Origin of the sequence: Heyndrickxia sporothermodurans (genome assembly GCF_003055045.1) — a bacterium.
GTDB classification, from domain to species: Bacteria; Bacillota; Bacilli; order Bacillales; family Bacillaceae_C; genus Heyndrickxia; species Heyndrickxia sporothermodurans.
Window position 1 is genome coordinate 113,624 of sequence record NZ_NAZB01000019.1, and the last position, 17,407, is coordinate 131,030.

General features: G+C 34.8%; 17 protein-coding genes and 1 other RNA gene. 14 read left to right on the forward strand and 4 right to left on the reverse strand.

All coding sequences use genetic code 11. The features are described 5' to 3' along the window. Nucleotides 1-52: 52 nt before the first annotated feature. A complete protein-coding gene (gene recU, locus B5V89_RS08215) occupies nucleotides 53-664 on the reverse strand; it encodes a Holliday junction resolvase RecU (RefSeq protein ID WP_107920404.1) in 612 nt (203 codons plus the stop codon). A gap of 636 nt (nucleotides 665-1,300) precedes the next feature. On the opposite strand from recU, the gene B5V89_RS08220 reads away from it, so the two are divergent. The 3 genes from B5V89_RS08220 to B5V89_RS08230 all read left to right on the forward strand — a co-directional run bounded on the left by B5V89_RS08220 (nucleotide 1,301) and on the right by B5V89_RS08230 (nucleotide 2,623). After that, complete coding sequence (locus tag B5V89_RS08220; RefSeq protein WP_066228544.1) at nucleotides 1,301-1,543, forward strand: hypothetical protein; 243 nt, start codon at nucleotides 1,301-1,303, stop codon at nucleotides 1,541-1,543. A gap of 105 nt (nucleotides 1,544-1,648) precedes the next feature. Next, entirely contained in the window at nucleotides 1,649-2,023 is a 375-nt protein-coding gene (locus B5V89_RS08225; RefSeq protein WP_066228541.1) for a YppE family protein, read from the forward strand. An 87-nt stretch (nucleotides 2,024-2,110) separates the two neighbouring features. Further along, entirely contained in the window at nucleotides 2,111-2,623 is a 513-nt protein-coding gene (locus B5V89_RS08230; RefSeq protein ID WP_066228538.1) for a YppG family protein, read from the forward strand. A 73-nt stretch (nucleotides 2,624-2,696) separates the two neighbouring features. Here B5V89_RS08230 and B5V89_RS08235 read toward each other — a convergent pair whose 3' ends face one another. Beyond that, entirely contained in the window at nucleotides 2,697-3,167 is a 471-nt protein-coding gene (locus B5V89_RS08235; RefSeq protein ID WP_066228533.1) for an Hsp20/alpha crystallin family protein, read from the reverse strand. 142 nt (nucleotides 3,168-3,309) lie between these two features. Between B5V89_RS08235 and B5V89_RS08240 the strand changes: the two genes are divergently transcribed. The 11 genes from B5V89_RS08240 (at nucleotide 3,310) to B5V89_RS08285 (ending at nucleotide 15,244) form a co-directional block, all read left to right on the forward strand. Next, on the forward strand, nucleotides 3,310-5,607 hold the full coding sequence (locus tag B5V89_RS08240) for a DEAD/DEAH box helicase (RefSeq protein WP_108071416.1): 2,298 nt from the start codon (nucleotides 3,310-3,312) through the stop codon (nucleotides 5,605-5,607). After that, nucleotides 5,598-6,845, forward strand: coding sequence for a ribonuclease H-like domain-containing protein (locus B5V89_RS08245; protein ID WP_108071418.1), 1,248 nt, complete (start codon nucleotides 5,598-5,600; stop codon nucleotides 6,843-6,845). The genes B5V89_RS08240 and B5V89_RS08245 overlap by 10 nt, the downstream gene beginning before the upstream one ends. A 431-nt stretch (nucleotides 6,846-7,276) precedes the next feature. Next, nucleotides 7,277-7,561 (forward strand): CotD family spore coat protein, encoded by a 285-nt coding sequence (locus B5V89_RS08250; protein WP_066228525.1) that lies wholly within the window; start codon nucleotides 7,277-7,279, stop codon nucleotides 7,559-7,561. 78 nt (nucleotides 7,562-7,639) lie between these two features. Next, complete coding sequence (locus B5V89_RS08255; protein ID WP_108071701.1) at nucleotides 7,640-8,191, forward strand: SLOG family protein; 552 nt, start codon at nucleotides 7,640-7,642, stop codon at nucleotides 8,189-8,191. A gap of 73 nt (nucleotides 8,192-8,264) precedes the next feature. After that, the gene (gene gpsB, locus B5V89_RS08260; protein WP_066228522.1) at nucleotides 8,265-8,567 is read left to right on the forward strand and encodes a cell division regulator GpsB; all 303 of its coding nucleotides are present in this window, start codon (nucleotides 8,265-8,267) and stop codon (nucleotides 8,565-8,567) included. An 80-nt stretch (nucleotides 8,568-8,647) separates the two neighbouring features. Then, nucleotides 8,648-9,043: RNase P RNA component class B (gene rnpB / locus B5V89_RS08265), an RNA gene on the forward strand. 146 nt (nucleotides 9,044-9,189) lie between these two features. Further along, nucleotides 9,190-10,326: a THUMP domain-containing class I SAM-dependent RNA methyltransferase gene (locus tag B5V89_RS08270; RefSeq protein WP_066228519.1), complete on the forward strand. Its 1,137-nt coding sequence runs from the start codon at nucleotides 9,190-9,192 to the stop codon at nucleotides 10,324-10,326. Nucleotides 10,327-10,453: 127 nt separating this feature from the next. Further along, complete coding sequence (locus B5V89_RS20060) at nucleotides 10,454-10,624, forward strand: hypothetical protein (RefSeq protein ID WP_160331418.1); 171 nt, start codon at nucleotides 10,454-10,456, stop codon at nucleotides 10,622-10,624. 82 nt (nucleotides 10,625-10,706) lie between these two features. Then, nucleotides 10,707-12,629: an ATP-dependent DNA helicase gene (locus B5V89_RS08275; RefSeq protein ID WP_108071420.1), complete on the forward strand. Its 1,923-nt coding sequence runs from the start codon at nucleotides 10,707-10,709 to the stop codon at nucleotides 12,627-12,629. Between the two features lie 118 nt (nucleotides 12,630-12,747). Further along, the gene (locus B5V89_RS08280) at nucleotides 12,748-14,259 is read left to right on the forward strand and encodes a carboxypeptidase M32 (RefSeq protein ID WP_425319823.1); all 1,512 of its coding nucleotides are present in this window, start codon (nucleotides 12,748-12,750) and stop codon (nucleotides 14,257-14,259) included. A gap of 73 nt (nucleotides 14,260-14,332) precedes the next feature. Beyond that, entirely contained in the window at nucleotides 14,333-15,244 is a 912-nt protein-coding gene (locus B5V89_RS08285; RefSeq protein ID WP_108071422.1) for a DMT family transporter, read from the forward strand. A gap of 21 nt (nucleotides 15,245-15,265) precedes the next feature. Here the strand turns inward: B5V89_RS08285 and B5V89_RS08290 are convergent, their stop codons facing one another. Next, nucleotides 15,266-16,918 carry a b(o/a)3-type cytochrome-c oxidase subunit 1 gene (locus tag B5V89_RS08290; protein WP_066228513.1) on the reverse strand — a complete coding sequence of 551 codons (1,653 nt, stop codon included), beginning with the start codon at nucleotides 16,916-16,918 and terminating at the stop codon, nucleotides 15,266-15,268. Further along, complete coding sequence (locus tag B5V89_RS08295; protein WP_108071424.1) at nucleotides 16,915-17,394, reverse strand: cytochrome c oxidase subunit II; 480 nt, start codon at nucleotides 17,392-17,394, stop codon at nucleotides 16,915-16,917. Before B5V89_RS08295 ends, B5V89_RS08290 begins: the two co-directional genes overlap by 4 nt. Between the last annotated feature and the right edge of the window lie 13 nt (nucleotides 17,395-17,407).

Here is a 17,407-nt window from a genome sequence, read left to right on the forward strand (position 1 = left end):
TTCCTAAATCAAACTTTTCGATTTAGAAGTGTAAAACAATGGTTGATATGCTCTAACCATTTTTAATAATTTTTTCGATAATTTGTAAATAATCAATTCGAGGATGAAGACCTATAGGTAAAAGGTATCCAAATTGTTTAATTTCCTCTTTTTTTATCGATTTTCTTCCGCCAGAGGTCATCCGGTTCCAAAAGTTAAATAAATATTGACTCTCTAATAAAAAAATCTCTTCCGTTTTAGCAAATCGAAGGATGACGAAAGAAATACCATTTTGTTGGACAACTTTTTTCATATGATCAATTTGATGTTCATGGAAATTCTGCAATGGAAAAGATGTTGTATTGTTTGTTTCTTTTGCTTCAAAATCAATATACTTTCCTTTATAAACACCATTATAATCAGTTGTTGATGGTTGCTTAAAATAAGCCTCTTTAATGACAGCTGTACTTCTGGACTTATAATCAACATGGACAATTTGAACAGGCGTAGGTTTCTTATGAATGACAGCCAGATCATTTTGCAAATAATATTGATTGGTTATATTTAAGTCTTCTTCTAACGTCATACCTCTATTACTGTACGAAATACTATTCGATGTTTTCCGTGTATTTTTGTCCTTTTTGTCGAGAATGTACTTTTTCCCATTTGGGTATCTTAATTCCACCCATCCTCACCTCACAAGCTAAATTATATCATAGCAGAAATATATGTTGATTGGGTGAATAAAAAGTCCGATTTCTCGTTAAGAACACTCATCATCGATGAAGTTAGCTTGTTTATTGAAGTAAATCAAACTTTTTCAACGACATAATCTCGATTTCTTTAAAATAATAGCAAATGGTCATTTTATCCAAAGGATATTTTTTGTGAAAATATTCTCTTCAAATATTGACGAAGAAACATTGTGATAAGTTTCAATTATTACTAACCAATTAAGTTATGCCTTATATACAATTGTCAATAAAAAAAAAGCAAGGACTAAAAATCCTTGCTTTTCTTAAGTAGACGGTCGATTTGGACCTGATAATTTTGGGTTACTATTTCCTGCCTTTGTCTTAGCTTTTTCTTCTTTTTCCTTTTGTTTTTTTAGCTCGTTATTCATATTTGAAAACACCTCCTAAATTTATTTTGTACTTCGCTTAACTTCTCATACATTTAAAAAATACTGTCGAAAAAGGATTCAAGTAATGTATATTTACCACTTTCTTTGCCGAATCCGTTCTAGTTTTGTCATGCTTGAAGGTGAATCAAAATAGAACAAGAATATGTATTTTAAGAAGCAAAAGGAGGGGGAAGTTTTATGTTATTAAAAGATGATGTTTTATTAAAGTTAGGTGAGTTAGAGCAATTAGTTGAAAACCTGGAGGATAGCCTCGTTATACGTTGTAATAATGAAAGAAAAGAAATTGCATCAAAAATACATCGATCCCATTTGCAATTGGAGAAAAAAATTAAAATGCTTGAGAAAAAAGTAAGCATTAAAATGAATTCTACACCTAAAACAATTAATAAATTTACGTATAAACTACAAAACCTAGGTTAATACGTGTTCTTTGACCGGATTGGAAACAAACTTTATAATAATATATATTCTTTTTAGAAATTCAGTAGCTTTTAAAGCTGCTTTTTATTTAGGAGGTACATTTTAATGGTTGAAGATCAGCTAATTGAATTAACAAAACAATTAATCGCATTAAATGAGGCTGCTTTTCAGTCATACAATTCAGTTAGGGAAACTGGGGTACAAGGAGATTTTTATTTAGAAGTAAAACCCTTTGCTGATCGAGTTAAACATATGTGTGACGAATGGTTACCACTTGCAACCGAATGGGTAGAGACCGTACAGCCAAAACATCTTCATTCCATACAATTAAAAAATACGAGTGAAAATTTACAAATGGTATCGGTTAAAGCATTCTTTCCGGATGCGAGTTTAAAAAAGTTTAAAGAACATATACGATCTGTTGATTATGTATTAAGAAGATTACTTGAAGAATTGACAAAATATCATAATAACCCTTAAAGAGATAATTAAATAGATATATCACCATTTGAATTCCCCTTCATATTGTAATAATGTGATGACTGTGTAAACGGGAGGAAATGCAAAATGAAGGGAAACCGTTCAAATAGTATAAATCCAATGTTGTTGCGTAATTATCAACCTCAAAATCACCAATATTCAGCACCTTTTCAACCATATGTTCAAGGGTATCAACAAGCAAATAATTACTATTATCATCCATTTGGAAACCCTCAACCATCTCAATTACCACAGCAGGGGCCATTTGGCTCTAGTTCTTATTTTCATCAGCAAGGAAATGGGTATTCTAATGATGTACAACAAACCCATATCTTTCAAAACCCATTACAGCCCGCAGAAGAATATCAAAACCTTAAATCACAAAATATGCAAAATCACTTTCTAAATCCATATCCGCCACAAGCTGGAACAGCCGTAAAACCTCAGCAAGGTGGCGTAAACTCGTTAATGAATTCTTTTAAATCACAGGATGGGTCACTAGATTTTAATAAAATGGTCAATACAGCCGGGCAGATGATGAACGCTGTCAACCAAGTTTCAACGATGGTCAAAGGGCTAGGAGGTCTCTTTAAGTCATAGGCTCCGAGGCCTTTTTATTTTTTGTTCATTACATAGTAAAAAGGAGTCATTATCTAACTCCTTTTTATCCCGTTTATTCAATTCTTAAGCGCTTTCCCTTTTCTTTAGGAATGGTGATCGTTAATAGTCCATCTTCGTAACTAGCATTAATTTTCTCTTCAATTATCGGACCCGGTAAAGGAATTGTCCTTGACGATCGTTGAAGCGTGTTCTTTTTATAAATTGATTTTTGTGATTCATCCTCTTTTGAAACTTTTTCTTTATGTTCAACAGTAATTGTTATATATTTTTCTAAAATATCTATATCTATTTGTTCTTTTTTTATGCCAGATAGTTTTGCCGTTATTATATAATTATCACCAGAATCACTAAATTCTACGGGAAATCCACTTAACGGAAAAGGTGATGTGAAAAAGTCATCAATACTTTGAAGAACCCCTTTAACAGGACGTTCCTGAAAAAGTTCATTGATTGATCGAAAAAGATCTTGAAATGGTTCTTGGAATAAGTTTTTCTTTGGTTCTTCTGGTAATTTATTAGACATTCACTCTACTCCTCTCGAAACATGCTTTTTTACAATTATTATATGTATTTGCTAAGGAATAAGTGATTTGATAATTGAGGATATAAATAACTATGAAAACGAACGTTTATTCGCTAAAATAGAGATATTGAGGTGGAAATTGATGAAAAGAAAAAAAGATCTTCAAGATCTCATACAATTTTTAAAAGAAGACACAACTTTTAATAAACAAATTGTTCATTGGCACACGCTGGAAGCCACACCCGCTAAAACAGTACCGTTTCCTTCAAATATACATCCAAAAATAAAGAGTTCGCTTGAAAAAAGGGGGATTGTTGACCTTTATACTCATCAGCGAATCGCATTTGATTACGCAATGGAAGGTAACAGTTTTGTAGCTGTGACTCCGACGGCTTCCGGAAAAACATTATGTTACAATTTGCCTGTTCTACAAACAATCATAAATAACCCTACTTCAAGGTCACTTTATCTGTTTCCTACAAAAGCATTAGCCCAGGATCAAAAAAGTGAATTGAATGAAATGATTGAAGAGGCTGGGGTACCAGTAAATAGTTACACATATGATGGGGATACGCCTGCAAATATTCGGCAAAAAGTAAGAAAGGCCGGACATATTGTTATTACGAACCCAGATATGCTGCATTCCGCTATTTTGCCACATCATACAAAATGGGTGGCCTTTTTTGAGAACTTAAAATACATTATTATCGATGAATTACATATTTATCGTGGAGTGTTTGGAAGTCATGTAGCAAATGTTATTCGCAGGTTAAAACGGATTTGTGAATATTACGGTAGCAATCCCATATTTATATGTACATCTGCTACAATTGCGAATCCGCTAGAATTAGCGGAAAAGCTAACAGGGGAATCAATGGAGTTGATTAACAATAATGGCGCTCCAAGTGGAAAAAAGCATTTTGTCTTTTATAATCCGCCTATTGTCAATAAGCCGTTAAATGTGCGCAGGAGTGCAACATTGGAAGTACGGGATATAGCGAAAGAAATGCTCGAGCAAAAGATTCAAACGATTGTATTTGCAAGAAGTAGGGTAAGGGTCGAAATTATTTTAACTTACTTACAAGAAGTAATTAAGCATCAATTAGGTGAGAAATCAATCCAAGGATACCGCGGCGGATATTTACCTACCCAAAGAAGAATGATTGAAAAAGGGCTAAGAAACGGTGACATAATTGGTGTAGTGAGCACAAATGCGTTAGAGCTGGGTGTCGATATTGGTCAATTACAAGTATGTATTATGACAGGATATCCCGGAACGATTGCTAGCGCTTGGCAGCAGGCTGGTAGAGCAGGGCGCCGCCAGGGGGAGTCACTGGTCATTATGGTAGCAAGTTCTGCTCCATTAGATCAGTATATCATTGAACATCCGGAATATTTTTTCAATCAATCTCCCGAAGTAGCGAGGATTAACCCGGATAACTTAGTCATTCTAGTGGATCATATTAAATGTGCAGCATACGAATTGCCTTTTAAAAAAGGAGAATTATTTGGTGAATTGGAAGTAGAGGATATATTAGAGTTTTTAGTAGATGAAAGAGTGTTGCATTATCGAAGCGAGAAATGGTATTGGATGCAAGATTCATTTCCCGCACATAATATTAGTTTGCGCTCGGCATCGCAAGAAAATGTCGTAATCATCGATATTTCCGATATAGCAAATGTAAAAGTAATCGGTGAGATGGATCAATTCAGTGCCATGACTCTCTTACACGACGAGGCGATATATTTGCATCAAGGGAATCAATACCAAGTGGAGAAATTAGACTGGGCAGAGAAGAAAGCATTTATTCGAGAGGTAGAAGCGGATTATTATACAGATGCTAATTTGGCCGTACAATTGAAAGTTTTAGAAGAGGATAAGCAAAAAACGGTAACAAATGCACATGTTTATTATGGGGATGTAACCGTACAAGCAATGGCTACTATCTTTAAAAAAATAAAATTTAATACTCATGAAAATATCGGCTCCGGACCTATCCATCTTCCTGAACAGGAATTGCATACAAATGCTGCTTGGCTTTCATTTGAAAGTCCATTACCTGAAAAGCAATTAGAGGAAGGATTAATTGGACTTTCTACTGCGTTAAATTCAATTGTACCTTTATTTGTCATGTGTGATCCTCACGACATACATGTAGTACCACAAATAAAAGCGATACAAAGTGAAAAGCCAACCATCTATTTATATGACCGATATCCTGGTGGAATAGGATTAAGCGAGAAAGTGTATGAAAATATATCCACTATTATGTATAAGACGATGGATATGGTGAGAAATTGTCCTTGTGAAAATGGTTGTCCATCATGTATTGGATTAGAAGGTGTCTCTTCAAATACAAAGAGGACCGTTTTAAATTTAATAGAATTTTTACTAGAGGATACAGGCTGCCTTACAAAGGATGAAAGTAAATGTCTATGAAAAATAAACTACAACGTTTTAGAACTCATTTTGGATTAGAAAATAACCAAAATGTGGAAAGTGACCAAGTGATCAAGGAAAATCGAAACAATGAGGAAATTCCATTTAGAACGATGTGGGAAGAAATGAATACTTCTATTTACTATTTTGAAAATGAGTACTGTTTTATTAGAGAAGTTCACTACCCTTTAGAGCATTTACATGGAAAATATCGGTTTCGTGATTTTTTGACGGCAATGGAAATGTGGAATGAATCCGAAGTTCATCATCCACTTTCGGCCTATGGATTTGAACCGCAAGAGTTATTTTTTTTTGATACTGAAACAACAGGTTTAGGAGGGGGCACTGGAAATACTATATTTTTATTAGGATATGCGAGTGTAAATAATAATGAGATTATTTTAAAGCAACATATTCTGCCTGAACCGGGACTTGAAATTCCTCTCTATCAAAGTTTTTTAGAGAATATCAATTATTCTACACTTGTTACCTATAACGGTAAGGCATTTGATTGGCCGCAAGTAAAAACAAGGCATACGCTTTTACGTGAACATATTCCGAAACTTCCATCATTTGGACACTTTGATTTATATCATGCATCTAGACGCTTTTGGAAAGATCAGTTGCCTTCAGTAAAACTGTCAAATATTGAACGGGATATTTTAAAATTTGAGCGGATTAATGATGTCCCAGGATATTTGGCACCAATGATTTATTTTGACTTTGTTGAACGAAAAAATCCTGAAGGGATATTTGAAATATTAAGGCATAATGAATATGATATTCTTTCATTGATCACGCTATATACGCATTTATCGTTCCAAATCCTTCAAAAGGATCCTAATCAAACGACTCGTGAAAAGTATCAATTAGGAAAGTGGTTTAACTATATTGGTGAAAAAGATGCAGCAATTCAAACTTTTGAACAGGCTGCCATAAATAATGATATTAATGCAAAATTTGAATTGGCGTATTTTTTAAAAAGACAAAAGCAATTTAACAAAGCAAATTCGTATTGGATGGATGTCGTACAATACGGCAATAGTGAAATTAAAAAACAGGCATGTATAGAAATCGCAAAATTACAGGAGCATCAATTTAAAAACTTTAATCTTGCGAAGGAATATACTGAAAAGGCATTATCTTTTCACGAACAAAACCAACAACATATTCAACCCGAAAAAGATAAATTTCTCCAAAATGCGCTAAAAAGATTAGCAAGACTTAAGAAGAAATAATTCCCCTATTTCCTGGGTAAGCGCAGGATTCGACGGAGGGTTTCAAAAAGTTTTACATCATCCGATAAAATTTAACAAAATGTCATCAAAAGTTTTAAAATCTGTTAAATTTTTGTGATTGTGTCGAATGTTTGAAACAGGTAAAATATAAAATTGCAAAGATCAAATAAAGTGATAATAAAGTAGCTATAAACAGTAAAATAATTGAGTTGGGGTTGAAAAAATGTATCGGGCTTTGTTTATTTTGTTTTTTGTCGTTGTCGGACTTACAGCGTTACTTTTTACTAGTTTAAAAGAAAGTTTTTATTCATTCTTTTAAAGTCGATTTTATATTATATCTTCAAAAAATAGGTATTTTCATTAGTACATGTTATAGCCTTTTAACATAGTTTGTTAGTGTATCAGACAAATTAATGAAGGGAGTTATGACTATGTTTTGTGGAAAGATTTTACCACCGGTGGTTCATCCAACTAAATGCTGTATAAATCACACTCAACAGAATTTTATTCAACCACATATTTTTCCTTCTCATACAACGAATGTGAATCATCAAGTAATCGGTCATAAAAATTATTATCCTCATACTGAATCATTTGTAAATGAGGTTACTAATGTAAATCTTGGTCCTGCTGTTGGTCCACCGCCAGTCGGACCGGGTGTGGGAGGCTTCGGGCCTGGATACCCTGGAGCAATGCCATATGGATTTCCATGTTAATAGAACGATAGAACAAGGATGGTAACGCCATCCTTGTTTTAGAATATTAATAATGAAAAAGGTGCGTATTCATAAGTGATTAAGGTAATATCTGTAACAGGCTATAAACCGTTTGAATTAGGTATTTTTTCCGATAAACATCCAGCGGTTGGAATCATTAAAAAGGCGATAAAAAAGGAACTTATTAGATTAGCGGAAGAAGGTCTTGAATGGGTTTTAATTTCCGGACAGTTAGGCGTAGAGCTTTGGGCAGCTGAAGTTATTTATGAAATACAAGGCGACTACCCTGCGATTAAGCTTGCGATTCTTACACCATTTGAAAATCAAGAAGAGAAATGGAATGAAAGCAATAAAGAATTTTACGATATGATTCTTTCTCAAGCTGATTTTGTCGATTCGATATCAAAACAGCCTTATACAAGTCCCCAGCAATTTCGAAATCGAAATAAAATTTTTTTGCATAAAAGTCAAGGTATGCTCATAGTGTATGATGTACAAAATGAAGGGTCACCAAAATATTTATATGAAGAGGCTAAAAAGTATAAAGAACAAAATCAGTTTGATATCATATCAATTGATTTTGATCAATTACAAATGTTGATTGAAGATGAAAAGTGGGATACATATTAAATTGACAAACATAGTTATTTTTGAAAGAATAATAATAATGGGCATCCTGCGAAAATATAAGGTGGTGTGTAAAATGTTATCTGATAAAGTGAAATTAACTGCTAAAGATATTTTAGAAAAAGAATTTAAAACAGCGGTACGAGGCTATAAACAAGAAGAAGTTGATAAATTTTTGGATTTTATTATTAAGGATTATGAAACATTCCATCAGGTAATTGAAGATCTACAACAGGAAAATATGCGTTTGAAGAAACAGGCGGATGATTCATTTCGCAGACAACCTTCGCAGCCAACGACAGGTACAACCAATTTTGATATTCTAAAAAGACTTTCAAATTTAGAAAAACATGTTTTTGGCAGTAAGTTAAGTGAATAATAAAATATGGATATAATTTCTTATTGCAAAATAGGAAAAAGTTCAATATAATAGATAAGCGGTCAAGCCGTAAGTTAATAACGTTCGGGTAATCGCTGCAACAGTAAATGTTGTTGAGGAAAGTCCATGCTCGCACGGTGCTGAGATGCACGTAGTGATCGTGCCTAGCGAAGTCATAAGCTAGGGCAGTCCGGATAACTCTGGATTGACGGCAGGGAAAATTCCTAAGTCCTAATTGGATATGGAGTGACTACCTTTAAAGTGCCACAGTGACGAAGCCTTGTGAGAAATTACAAGGGTGGAACGAGGTAAACCCCGCGAGCGAGAAACTCAAATTATGGTAGGGGCACCCTTTTTGAGGAAGTGAACGATAAAAGGGACAAGCAATTATGCTTGTAGATAGATGATTACCACCAGCGTACGAGATCTTTACCTGATCGCTTGTAGTACAACGGTACAGAACATGGCTTACAGAACGTTATTAAAGGTAATAAACAAATAAATTCATGCTCTCCTTTTGGAAGGAGAGCATTATTTATATCAATTACCCGTTCTACAAAATACAAATATATAAGAATTTGGAAAAATTTAAAAAATGAATACATAGTAAAAGGGTGACAGGATGTCAAATTTTTCATTGATTGCTACTGCAGCGATGGGGCTGGAAGCGATTGTTGCAAAGGAAGTAACTAATTTAGGATATGAATGTAAAGTAGATAATGGCAAAATAGAATATCAAGGGGACGCTAAGGCAATCGCCCGCAGTAATCTTTGGCTGCGTACTGCCGACCGGGTTAAAATAAAAGTCGGTGAATTTAAAGCCCTATCATTTGACGAATTATTTGAAAAAACAAAGGCACTGAACTGGGAGAACTTCCTCCCTGAGAATGCAGAATTTCCTGTTCAAGGGAAATCTGTTAAATCAAAACTATTTAGTGTGTCGGATTGCCAAGCTATTGTAAAAAAAGCGATTGTTGAACGCCTTCGAAAACATTATAAAAAAACTTCATGGTTTGAGGAAAATGGTCCGTTATTCAAAATAGAAATAGCGCTACACAAGGATATAGCTACTTTAACAATTGACACAAGTGGTGTTGGATTGCATAAACGAGGCTATCGCGTAAATCAAGGGGAGGCGCCTCTAAAGGAGACATTAGCTGCTGCTTTAATTCAGTTAACGAATTGGCACCCTGATCGACCATTTTTTGATCCGTTTTGTGGTTCAGGGACGATCCCAATTGAAGCTGCTTTAATTGGCCAAAATATCGCACCTGGTTTTAATCGTGATTTTGCATCAGAGTCATGGCCATGGATTGGTAAAAAGGTGTGGGAAGATGCACGAAATGAAGCGGAAGATTTAGCGAAATATGATCAACCATTACAAATTACAGGCACGGATATTGATCATCGAATGATCGAAGTGTCAAAGGAAAATGCGATCGAAGCGGGCTTAGGTGATTTAATTACATTTAAGCAAATGCAAGTTTCTGACATAACGACGAAAAACGAATACGGTGTCCTTGTCGGAAATCCTCCATATGGTGAACGCCTCGGTGAACGCAAAGAGGTTGAAAAAATGTATCGTGACATGGGAAAAGCTTTCGCTGAGCTTGACACTTGGTCTGTATATATTTTAACTTCGTATGAACAATTTGAAGAAGTATACGGAAAAAAGGCAACAAAAAAGCGGAAACTATTTAATGGATTTATTCGAACAGATTTGTATCAATATTGGGGACCAAGGCCACCCAGGGTGTAAATGGGTGGCAAAAGGCCACCCAGAGTATAATTGGTGGCAAAGGCCACCTAGAGTTTAAAACGTGTGGAATAACTTCCTGCATTTCGGAATATAATAGTAATATTTCAATGTGAAAGGAAGTTTACTTTTGACCTCAACTGATTTTGATAAAATCGCAAAAGCAATTACCAATACATACGAGCTCATACGATTAGATGAACAGCCTTCGGAAACTGCTCTGGAAATGCTGAAAGAAGCAGAAATATCGTTAAATGAAGCAAAAAGTTATGTATTAACAAAATTGCAATCCATTTCATAAGAACGCAAGTGTATGCTGATACACTTGCGTTTTTATGTGAAGCACGCTTTAAAAAATTTGTATAAATCGCTGGAGGAACAAAATGAGAACTGGACTACCTTTTACTATTGCAAAAGAAGAATCGTTTTATGAAAAATTAGGTGATTGGATTGGCGATGTCTTTTATGAAATTTTACCCGAAAAAGGGTTTGAATTAAGAGATGAACAAATTTATATGGCTTTTCAGATGGAAAAGGCTTTTAAAGATAAAAAGGTGGTTTTTGCAGAAGCAGGTGTTGGTACGGGAAAAACAATTGTTTATCTTTTGTATGCATTATGTTATGCGCGCTACACAGGAAAACCAGCTATTATCGCATGTGCTGATGAAACACTCATTGAACAACTGATGAAAAAAGAGGGAGATATTAAGAAATTGGAGGTCGCACTTGGTTTACAGGCCGATGTTAGACTCGCTAAATCTAGGGACCAGTATCTTTGTTTAAAAAAACTAGATACCCAAATGCAAAAAAATGATACCGATGACATTAATTCTATTTATGATAATTTACCTGAATTTGTTCATGCTCAAGGATCTATGCTTAAATATGAAAAATATGGGGATCGAAAGGAATATTCAAATCTATCCGAAAAAACGTGGAAAACCGTCGCATGGGATTCACTTCAAGATTGTTTTTCTTGTGATGTCCGACATCGTTGTGGGCAAACGCTTCATCGGGATTACTATCGTAAAGCCGCAGATATAATTGTGTGTTCCCATGATTACTATATGGAACATGTGTGGACGAAGGAATCACGAATTAGAGAAGGGCAATTGCCGCTACTTCCGGAAGCTAGTTGTGTCATTTTTGACGAAGGACATCTTCTTGAATTTGCTTGTCAAAAAGCATTAACTTATCGTATTCAAACGGAAACATTAGAAACATTATTAACGCGTTTAATGGAAAATGATGTTCGTGACGAAACCCTATATACGATTGAAAATGTTCTGTTTTTAAATGATAAGTTATTTGAGAATATGATAAAAGAAGCAACGCCAGTCGTAGGATCTGAACGATTTGAAATTAAAAAGTCAGCTCAGATACTTAAATTCGCTCAATCGCTGCGATTGCAAATTGACAAATTATCCGAACAGCTTGTATATGAAGGTGAAATGTTTGTATTAAATGAATACGATTTGCGAATTGTAGAGGAATATTTAGAACAAATTCTTTACTCATTAAAGCTGTTTATAGAAGATACTGAGGGAATTGTCTGGTTTGAAATGACTGAATCAGATCATACACTTGTTATAATGCCAAGACTAGTAGAAGAAGTATTACGAAAAGAAGTATTTTCAAAAAATATCCCATATATATTTTCTTCCGCAACTCTTTCAAATAATGGTGACTATTCATATATAGCCAATAGTTTAGGAATTGATTCATATTTATCTTTTAAAGTAGATTCACCATTTGACTATGAAAGCAATATGGAAGTTTTTATTCATCGGAATAATGGGACCCAATATGATGAATTTCTTTCTTTACTAAAGGAAGCTGGCGGCAGAAGCCTTTTACTATTTAGTTCTAAAGATTCGATATCTGAATTTAAGCGATACGTTCTGCAACAAAAAGATATAGGTTTAAATATGTTATTTGAGGGAGATAAGGAAATAAGTCATTTAGTTTCTCAATTTCAGGAAAATGAAGAAACTGTTCTTTGTGCTTATCACCTCTGGGAAGGGCTGGATATACCGGGTCCATCATTATCAAATGTGATGATCGCGGAACTACCTTTTCCTCCAAAAGATCCTGTTTTCGATGCTAAGAGGAAAGTTAGTGTCAATCCATTCAATGAAGTCGATGTGCCGTATATGTTATTACGCTTAAAACAAGGAATAGGTCGATTAATTAGGACTTCAACAGACAAAGGAACCATTCACATTTGGATGTCACCATCTGAAAATGATGAGATTTTAGATTCTATTTTACCTTTATTACCTGTTAAACCAGCTTTTTATAAATAATTTAGAGAAAAATCGGGGTGAAACGACCAAGTTTCACACCGATTTTTATTGTTCTCCCTTTTCAGAAGAATATGATAAAATATACATGATCTTGATTTTTCTAGGGAGGTTCAATTTAATGATATCAGAACATACAAAAGAAATAGAAAAAGAGTTTTTAGAATATGTGAAAAAAATGCAAGCGTATAATGAAGCACTTGGATTAATTTATTGGGATCTCCGCACAGGAGCGCCGAAAAACGGTGTCGATCAACGATCAGAGGTCGTTGGTATGCTTTCATCGGAAGTATTTCAAATGTCAACCTCTGAGGATATGGCAGCATACATAGCTAGTCTCTCCGGTATTGAAGATTTATCGGAGATTACGAAAAAGACATTAAATGAATGTCAAAAAGACTATGATCGTAACAAGAAAATTCCAGTTAAGGAGTTTAAAGAATATGTTATCTTACAGTCTAAAGCTGAGAGTGTATGGGAAGAGGCGAGAGAAAAAGCTGATTTTGAAATGTTCCAACCCTATTTAGAAAAAATTGTTGAATTTCAAAAAAAGTTTATTGGATATTGGGGGTATGAAGGAAATAAATATAATACATTACTTGATATGTACGAACCGGGAATTACGGTAGAAATTTTAGACCAAGTATTTGCTGAAGTGAGAGATGCAATTATCCCATTAGTCAAAAAAATATCTGATTCCTCAAACAAACCGGATACTTCATTTATTTTTAAACATTTCCCTAAGGATAAACAAAAGGATTTTAGTTTGAAAATATTAGAACAAATGGGCTACGATTTTAATTCTGGACGTTTAGATGAAACGGTACATCCGTTTGCTACAGGATTAAACCCAGGAGATGTTCGCGTTACGACAAGATATGATGAAGGTGACTGGCGCACAGCTGTATTTGGTACCATCCATGAGGGCGGCCATGCATTATATGAACAAAATATTTCAAAAAAATTAATCGGAACTCCACTATGTGATGGCACATCAATGGGAATTCATGAATCACAATCTTTATTTTACGAAAATATTGTTGGTCGCGATTTTTCGTTTTGGAAACATAATTACAATGTATTGAAAGAGTACGCAGATGGCCAGTTCGATGAAATAAATTTAAATGACTTTTATAGGGCAATAAATGAATCAAAACCTTCTTTTATTCGTATTGAGGCAGACATGTTAACATATCCGCTTCACATTATCATTCGTTATGAGATTGAAAAAGGACTATTTAACGATGAAATTGAAGTAAAAGATTTACCGCAAGTCTGGAACGACAAATATGAAAAGTATTTAGGAATTCGACCTGGTAACAACGCTGAAGGAGTTCTTCAAGATGTCCATTGGTCTGGAGGAAGTTTTGGCTATTTTCCATCCTATGCACTTGGTTATATGTATGCAGCGCAATTTAAAAATGCTATGTTAAAAGAACTTCCTAACTTTGATGAGTTATTGGCTACAGGAAACTTAAAGCCAATCAAAGAATGGTTAACAGAAAATATTCATCAATATGGAAAATTGAAAAAGCCATTAGAAATTCTACACGATGTGACAGGTGAAGGATTGAACGCTAAATATTTAATCGATTATTTAACCGATAAATACACAAAGGTTTATAATTTGTAATTCATTACTTATGGCAACTGGATATATTCCGGTTGCCTTCATTTTCATATATCGAAGGAGGAATAATTAGGAATTGCCGCAGCTTTTTATTATTTTGGCAGCGTTGTCGTGGGGATTTATATCTGTTTTTGTTAAAAAGCTATCGAATTACGGATTTACGGAAATGGAAATAGTTACAATTCGTGTCGTATATGCATTTATAATACTGATACCAATTATTATCTTACAGCGGAAAAACTCAGTTATTCGTATTAGGCTCACACATTTACCCTATTTTATAGGTACTGGACTATGTAGTATCGTCTTTTTTAATTGGTGTTACTTTACCGCTATGAATAAATTATCGGTATCGTTTGCTGTGATGTTATTGTATACTTCACCTGCATTTGTCGCTATATTTTCCTATCTTTTTCTAAAAGAAAGATTAACGAAAAAGAAATTGCTCGCGGTTTTAATAACGATTATTGGATGTGCTCTCATTGCGATAAATGGTGGGGTAGGTGCTTCGTGGGATCAATTAGGCTTTGTTATCGGATTAGGAGCAGGATTAGGGTACGCATTGTATAGTATCTTTGGAAAACTTGCTACTCGATATTATGATTCTATAACGATAACGTTTTATACCTTTTTTGTAGCATCACTTTGTTTAGTTCCATTTTATCGCTTTTGGGAAAAATTCAATCAGATACCAAATGAATTACACTTATATATGATTGGATTAGCCCTTGTACCGACTGTATTAGCATATATATTATATACGATTGGTTTGAATCGGATAGAAAGCAGTACGGCTGCTATATTAGCTACAATTGAACCTGTTGCAGCGATAATTATTGGTATTACACTTTTTAACGAAGAAATTACTTTTGTTCAATTTGTAGGAATCCTATGTATTTTATCTTCCGTACTTATTTTAAGTATAAAAAGAAAATCTATTAAATCACATAAAAGTGAATTAAGCCTTTTCAATGAAAAAACCCGCTAATGGATAAGCGGGTTTACTTCATCACCATAATTTAAATCCTTTTGACCCAGGAGGGGCGTTTTGAATCATATCCATAAACGGAACGGTGTATGCGATTAGGATTAAAGCTGCCAAGACAGTCAACCATATTTTCCAGTTTTCAAGAACCATTGGTGTCTTTTCGGCATTTTCAGCAATTTCGCCGATTGGAAAGTCTTGTTCTCCTTTAGGTGCAAAGAATGCTAAATTAATAACAATTACGATAATTAGTACAATTCCTAAGAAGAGAATGGAACCACCAATAGCTTGAGCAACTTGGTATGGAATCCAATCAAGTGCTTGTTGGGCATTTCCATAAGTAGTAAATGCTGTACGTCTTGGTGCTCCTAGAAGACCTTCGAGATGCATGGATCCTGACATAAATGCCATTCCGATTGTCCAACAAATCGCTTGAATAATTGCTAAACGATTCATTGCTTTTGTGAATACTCTTCCAGTTAAATGTGGAATTAACCAATAACTTATACCAAAGAAAGTTAATACAACTGTTGTTGCGACGGTTAAATGGAAATGACCTGTTACCCAAATCGTATTATGGACAACTTGGTCCATTTGGTTAGAAGCATTGATAATCCCACCTGCACCAGCAGGGATGAAAGCAACCATACCGATAAACGGAACTACAAATCTAGCATCCTTCCACGGAAGTTTTTTCAACCAACCGAATAATCCTTTTGCTCCTTTGGATCTCCCAAACATTTCAAATGTTGCAAACATCGAAAAGGCAGTCATTAGGGAAGGTATAATAACCATAAATGTTAGAACAACTTGAACGAACTTCCAACTAGCATCGATACCAGGTTCAGTTAACTGATGATGGAATCCGACAGGTATTGAGAATAATAAGAAAAGGATGAATACTAATCGTGCAAGTGAATCTGAGAATATTTTTCCGCCAATAATTTTTGGAATAATGACATACCATGCCATATATGCCGGTAGTAGCCAGAAATAAACAAGTGGGTGACCAAAGTACCAGAACAGTGTACGGCTAACAAGTACATTCACTGTATCCACTAATCCTAATGACCACGGTAGAAGTTGAAATAATACTTCACCTGCCACACCCAGTGTACAAACAATCCATAGTAATGAATTCACTACGACCATAAAGCATAATAACGGACTTGGTTTTCCGGGATTTTGCTTTCTCCATCTCATATAGGTAGCAATCATCGCACCACATGCAATCCAACTACCTACAATTAAAAGTGTTAATCCTAAGTAGAAAAGAAAATGTGCTTGTAACGGTGCATAAAAGGTGTAAAGCACTGTCGCTTTATTTGTTAAAATCATCCATGTTGCAAAAATGGTACCGATGACCATTACAATAAAACCAATCCAACCAGATAATCTAGCTTTACTAGATAAAGTTCCAGCAGTACGACTTACAGCTGCAAATTGAAAGCCCAAAATAAAATAGGTTGTAAGGCCTAATCCGAGTAAAACACCGTGGGCCGTTAATATTTCATAATAATTAATTCCACCGGGCAATTCCAACTTACCGGATCGCACGAGCGTTTGTAAAAGTCCCATTAACCCGCCAACAGCGAGTGCGATAAATGCTACAGTAATATAAGCCATAGATAATCTTGCATCACGTTTATCCACTTTACTAATTTGTGCGTTCATCATTTATCCACCACCTTAATTCTAGCTGACATCATATGATGTCCTGTACCACAATACTCATTACATATGATTAGAAATTCACCTGTTTTATTAAAGGTTGTAACATATTCACTTATATAACCAGGTTCTAACATCATATTGACATTTGTTCCCGCAATCTCAAATCCATGGACAACATCCTTTGTTGTCGCGATAATTTTTACTTTAGCACCTTTCGGGATTTCTACTTCTCCTGGGGTGAACGAGAAGGCAGCTGCAACTATTACTAATTCGTAATCCCAATCTTTGCCCTGTACCTTGTGTAACCCTGGTTTCGTAAATGGTTCGGTTTCACTAACTCTTTCGGGATCAACGAATGCTTTTGCACTCGGTGGCTTGTGTCCTTGATGAAAGGCTTGGATCCCGACAATAGATAAGAAAATAATAAGTGCTGAAATTCCAAACGTAAGCCACCATTTCTCATAGCGATGTAAATGCATAATCGATTCAACT

What these genes read in the sequence shown, in the direction of transcription:
- B5V89_RS08230 (WP_066228538.1), top strand. Translation starts at nt 2,111, where the DNA reads ATGAAGGGAAACCGTTCAAATAGTATAAATCCAATGTTGTTGCGTAAT.
- B5V89_RS08235 (WP_066228533.1), bottom strand. Translation starts at nt 3,167, where the DNA reads ATGTCTAATAAATTACCAGAAGAACCAAAGAAAAACTTATTCCAAGAA.
- B5V89_RS08250 (WP_066228525.1), top strand. Translation starts at nt 7,277, where the DNA reads ATGTTTTGTGGAAAGATTTTACCACCGGTGGTTCATCCAACTAAATGC.
- B5V89_RS08220 (WP_066228544.1), top strand. Translation starts at nt 1,301, where the DNA reads ATGTTATTAAAAGATGATGTTTTATTAAAGTTAGGTGAGTTAGAGCAA.
- B5V89_RS08240 (WP_108071416.1), top strand. Translation starts at nt 3,310, where the DNA reads ATGAAAAGAAAAAAAGATCTTCAAGATCTCATACAATTTTTAAAAGAA.
- B5V89_RS08295 (WP_108071424.1), bottom strand. Translation starts at nt 17,394, where the DNA reads ATGCATTTACATCGCTATGAGAAATGGTGGCTTACGTTTGGAATTTCA.
- B5V89_RS08225 (WP_066228541.1), top strand. Translation starts at nt 1,649, where the DNA reads ATGGTTGAAGATCAGCTAATTGAATTAACAAAACAATTAATCGCATTA.
- B5V89_RS08290 (WP_066228513.1), bottom strand. Translation starts at nt 16,918, where the DNA reads ATGATGAACGCACAAATTAGTAAAGTGGATAAACGTGATGCAAGATTA.
- B5V89_RS08275 (WP_108071420.1), top strand. Translation starts at nt 10,707, where the DNA reads ATGAGAACTGGACTACCTTTTACTATTGCAAAAGAAGAATCGTTTTAT.
- B5V89_RS08245 (WP_108071418.1), top strand. Translation starts at nt 5,598, where the DNA reads ATGTCTATGAAAAATAAACTACAACGTTTTAGAACTCATTTTGGATTA.
- gpsB (WP_066228522.1), top strand. Translation starts at nt 8,265, where the DNA reads ATGTTATCTGATAAAGTGAAATTAACTGCTAAAGATATTTTAGAAAAA.
- B5V89_RS08280 (WP_425319823.1), top strand. Translation starts at nt 12,748, where the DNA reads ATGATATCAGAACATACAAAAGAAATAGAAAAAGAGTTTTTAGAATAT.
- B5V89_RS08270 (WP_066228519.1), top strand. Translation starts at nt 9,190, where the DNA reads ATGTCAAATTTTTCATTGATTGCTACTGCAGCGATGGGGCTGGAAGCG.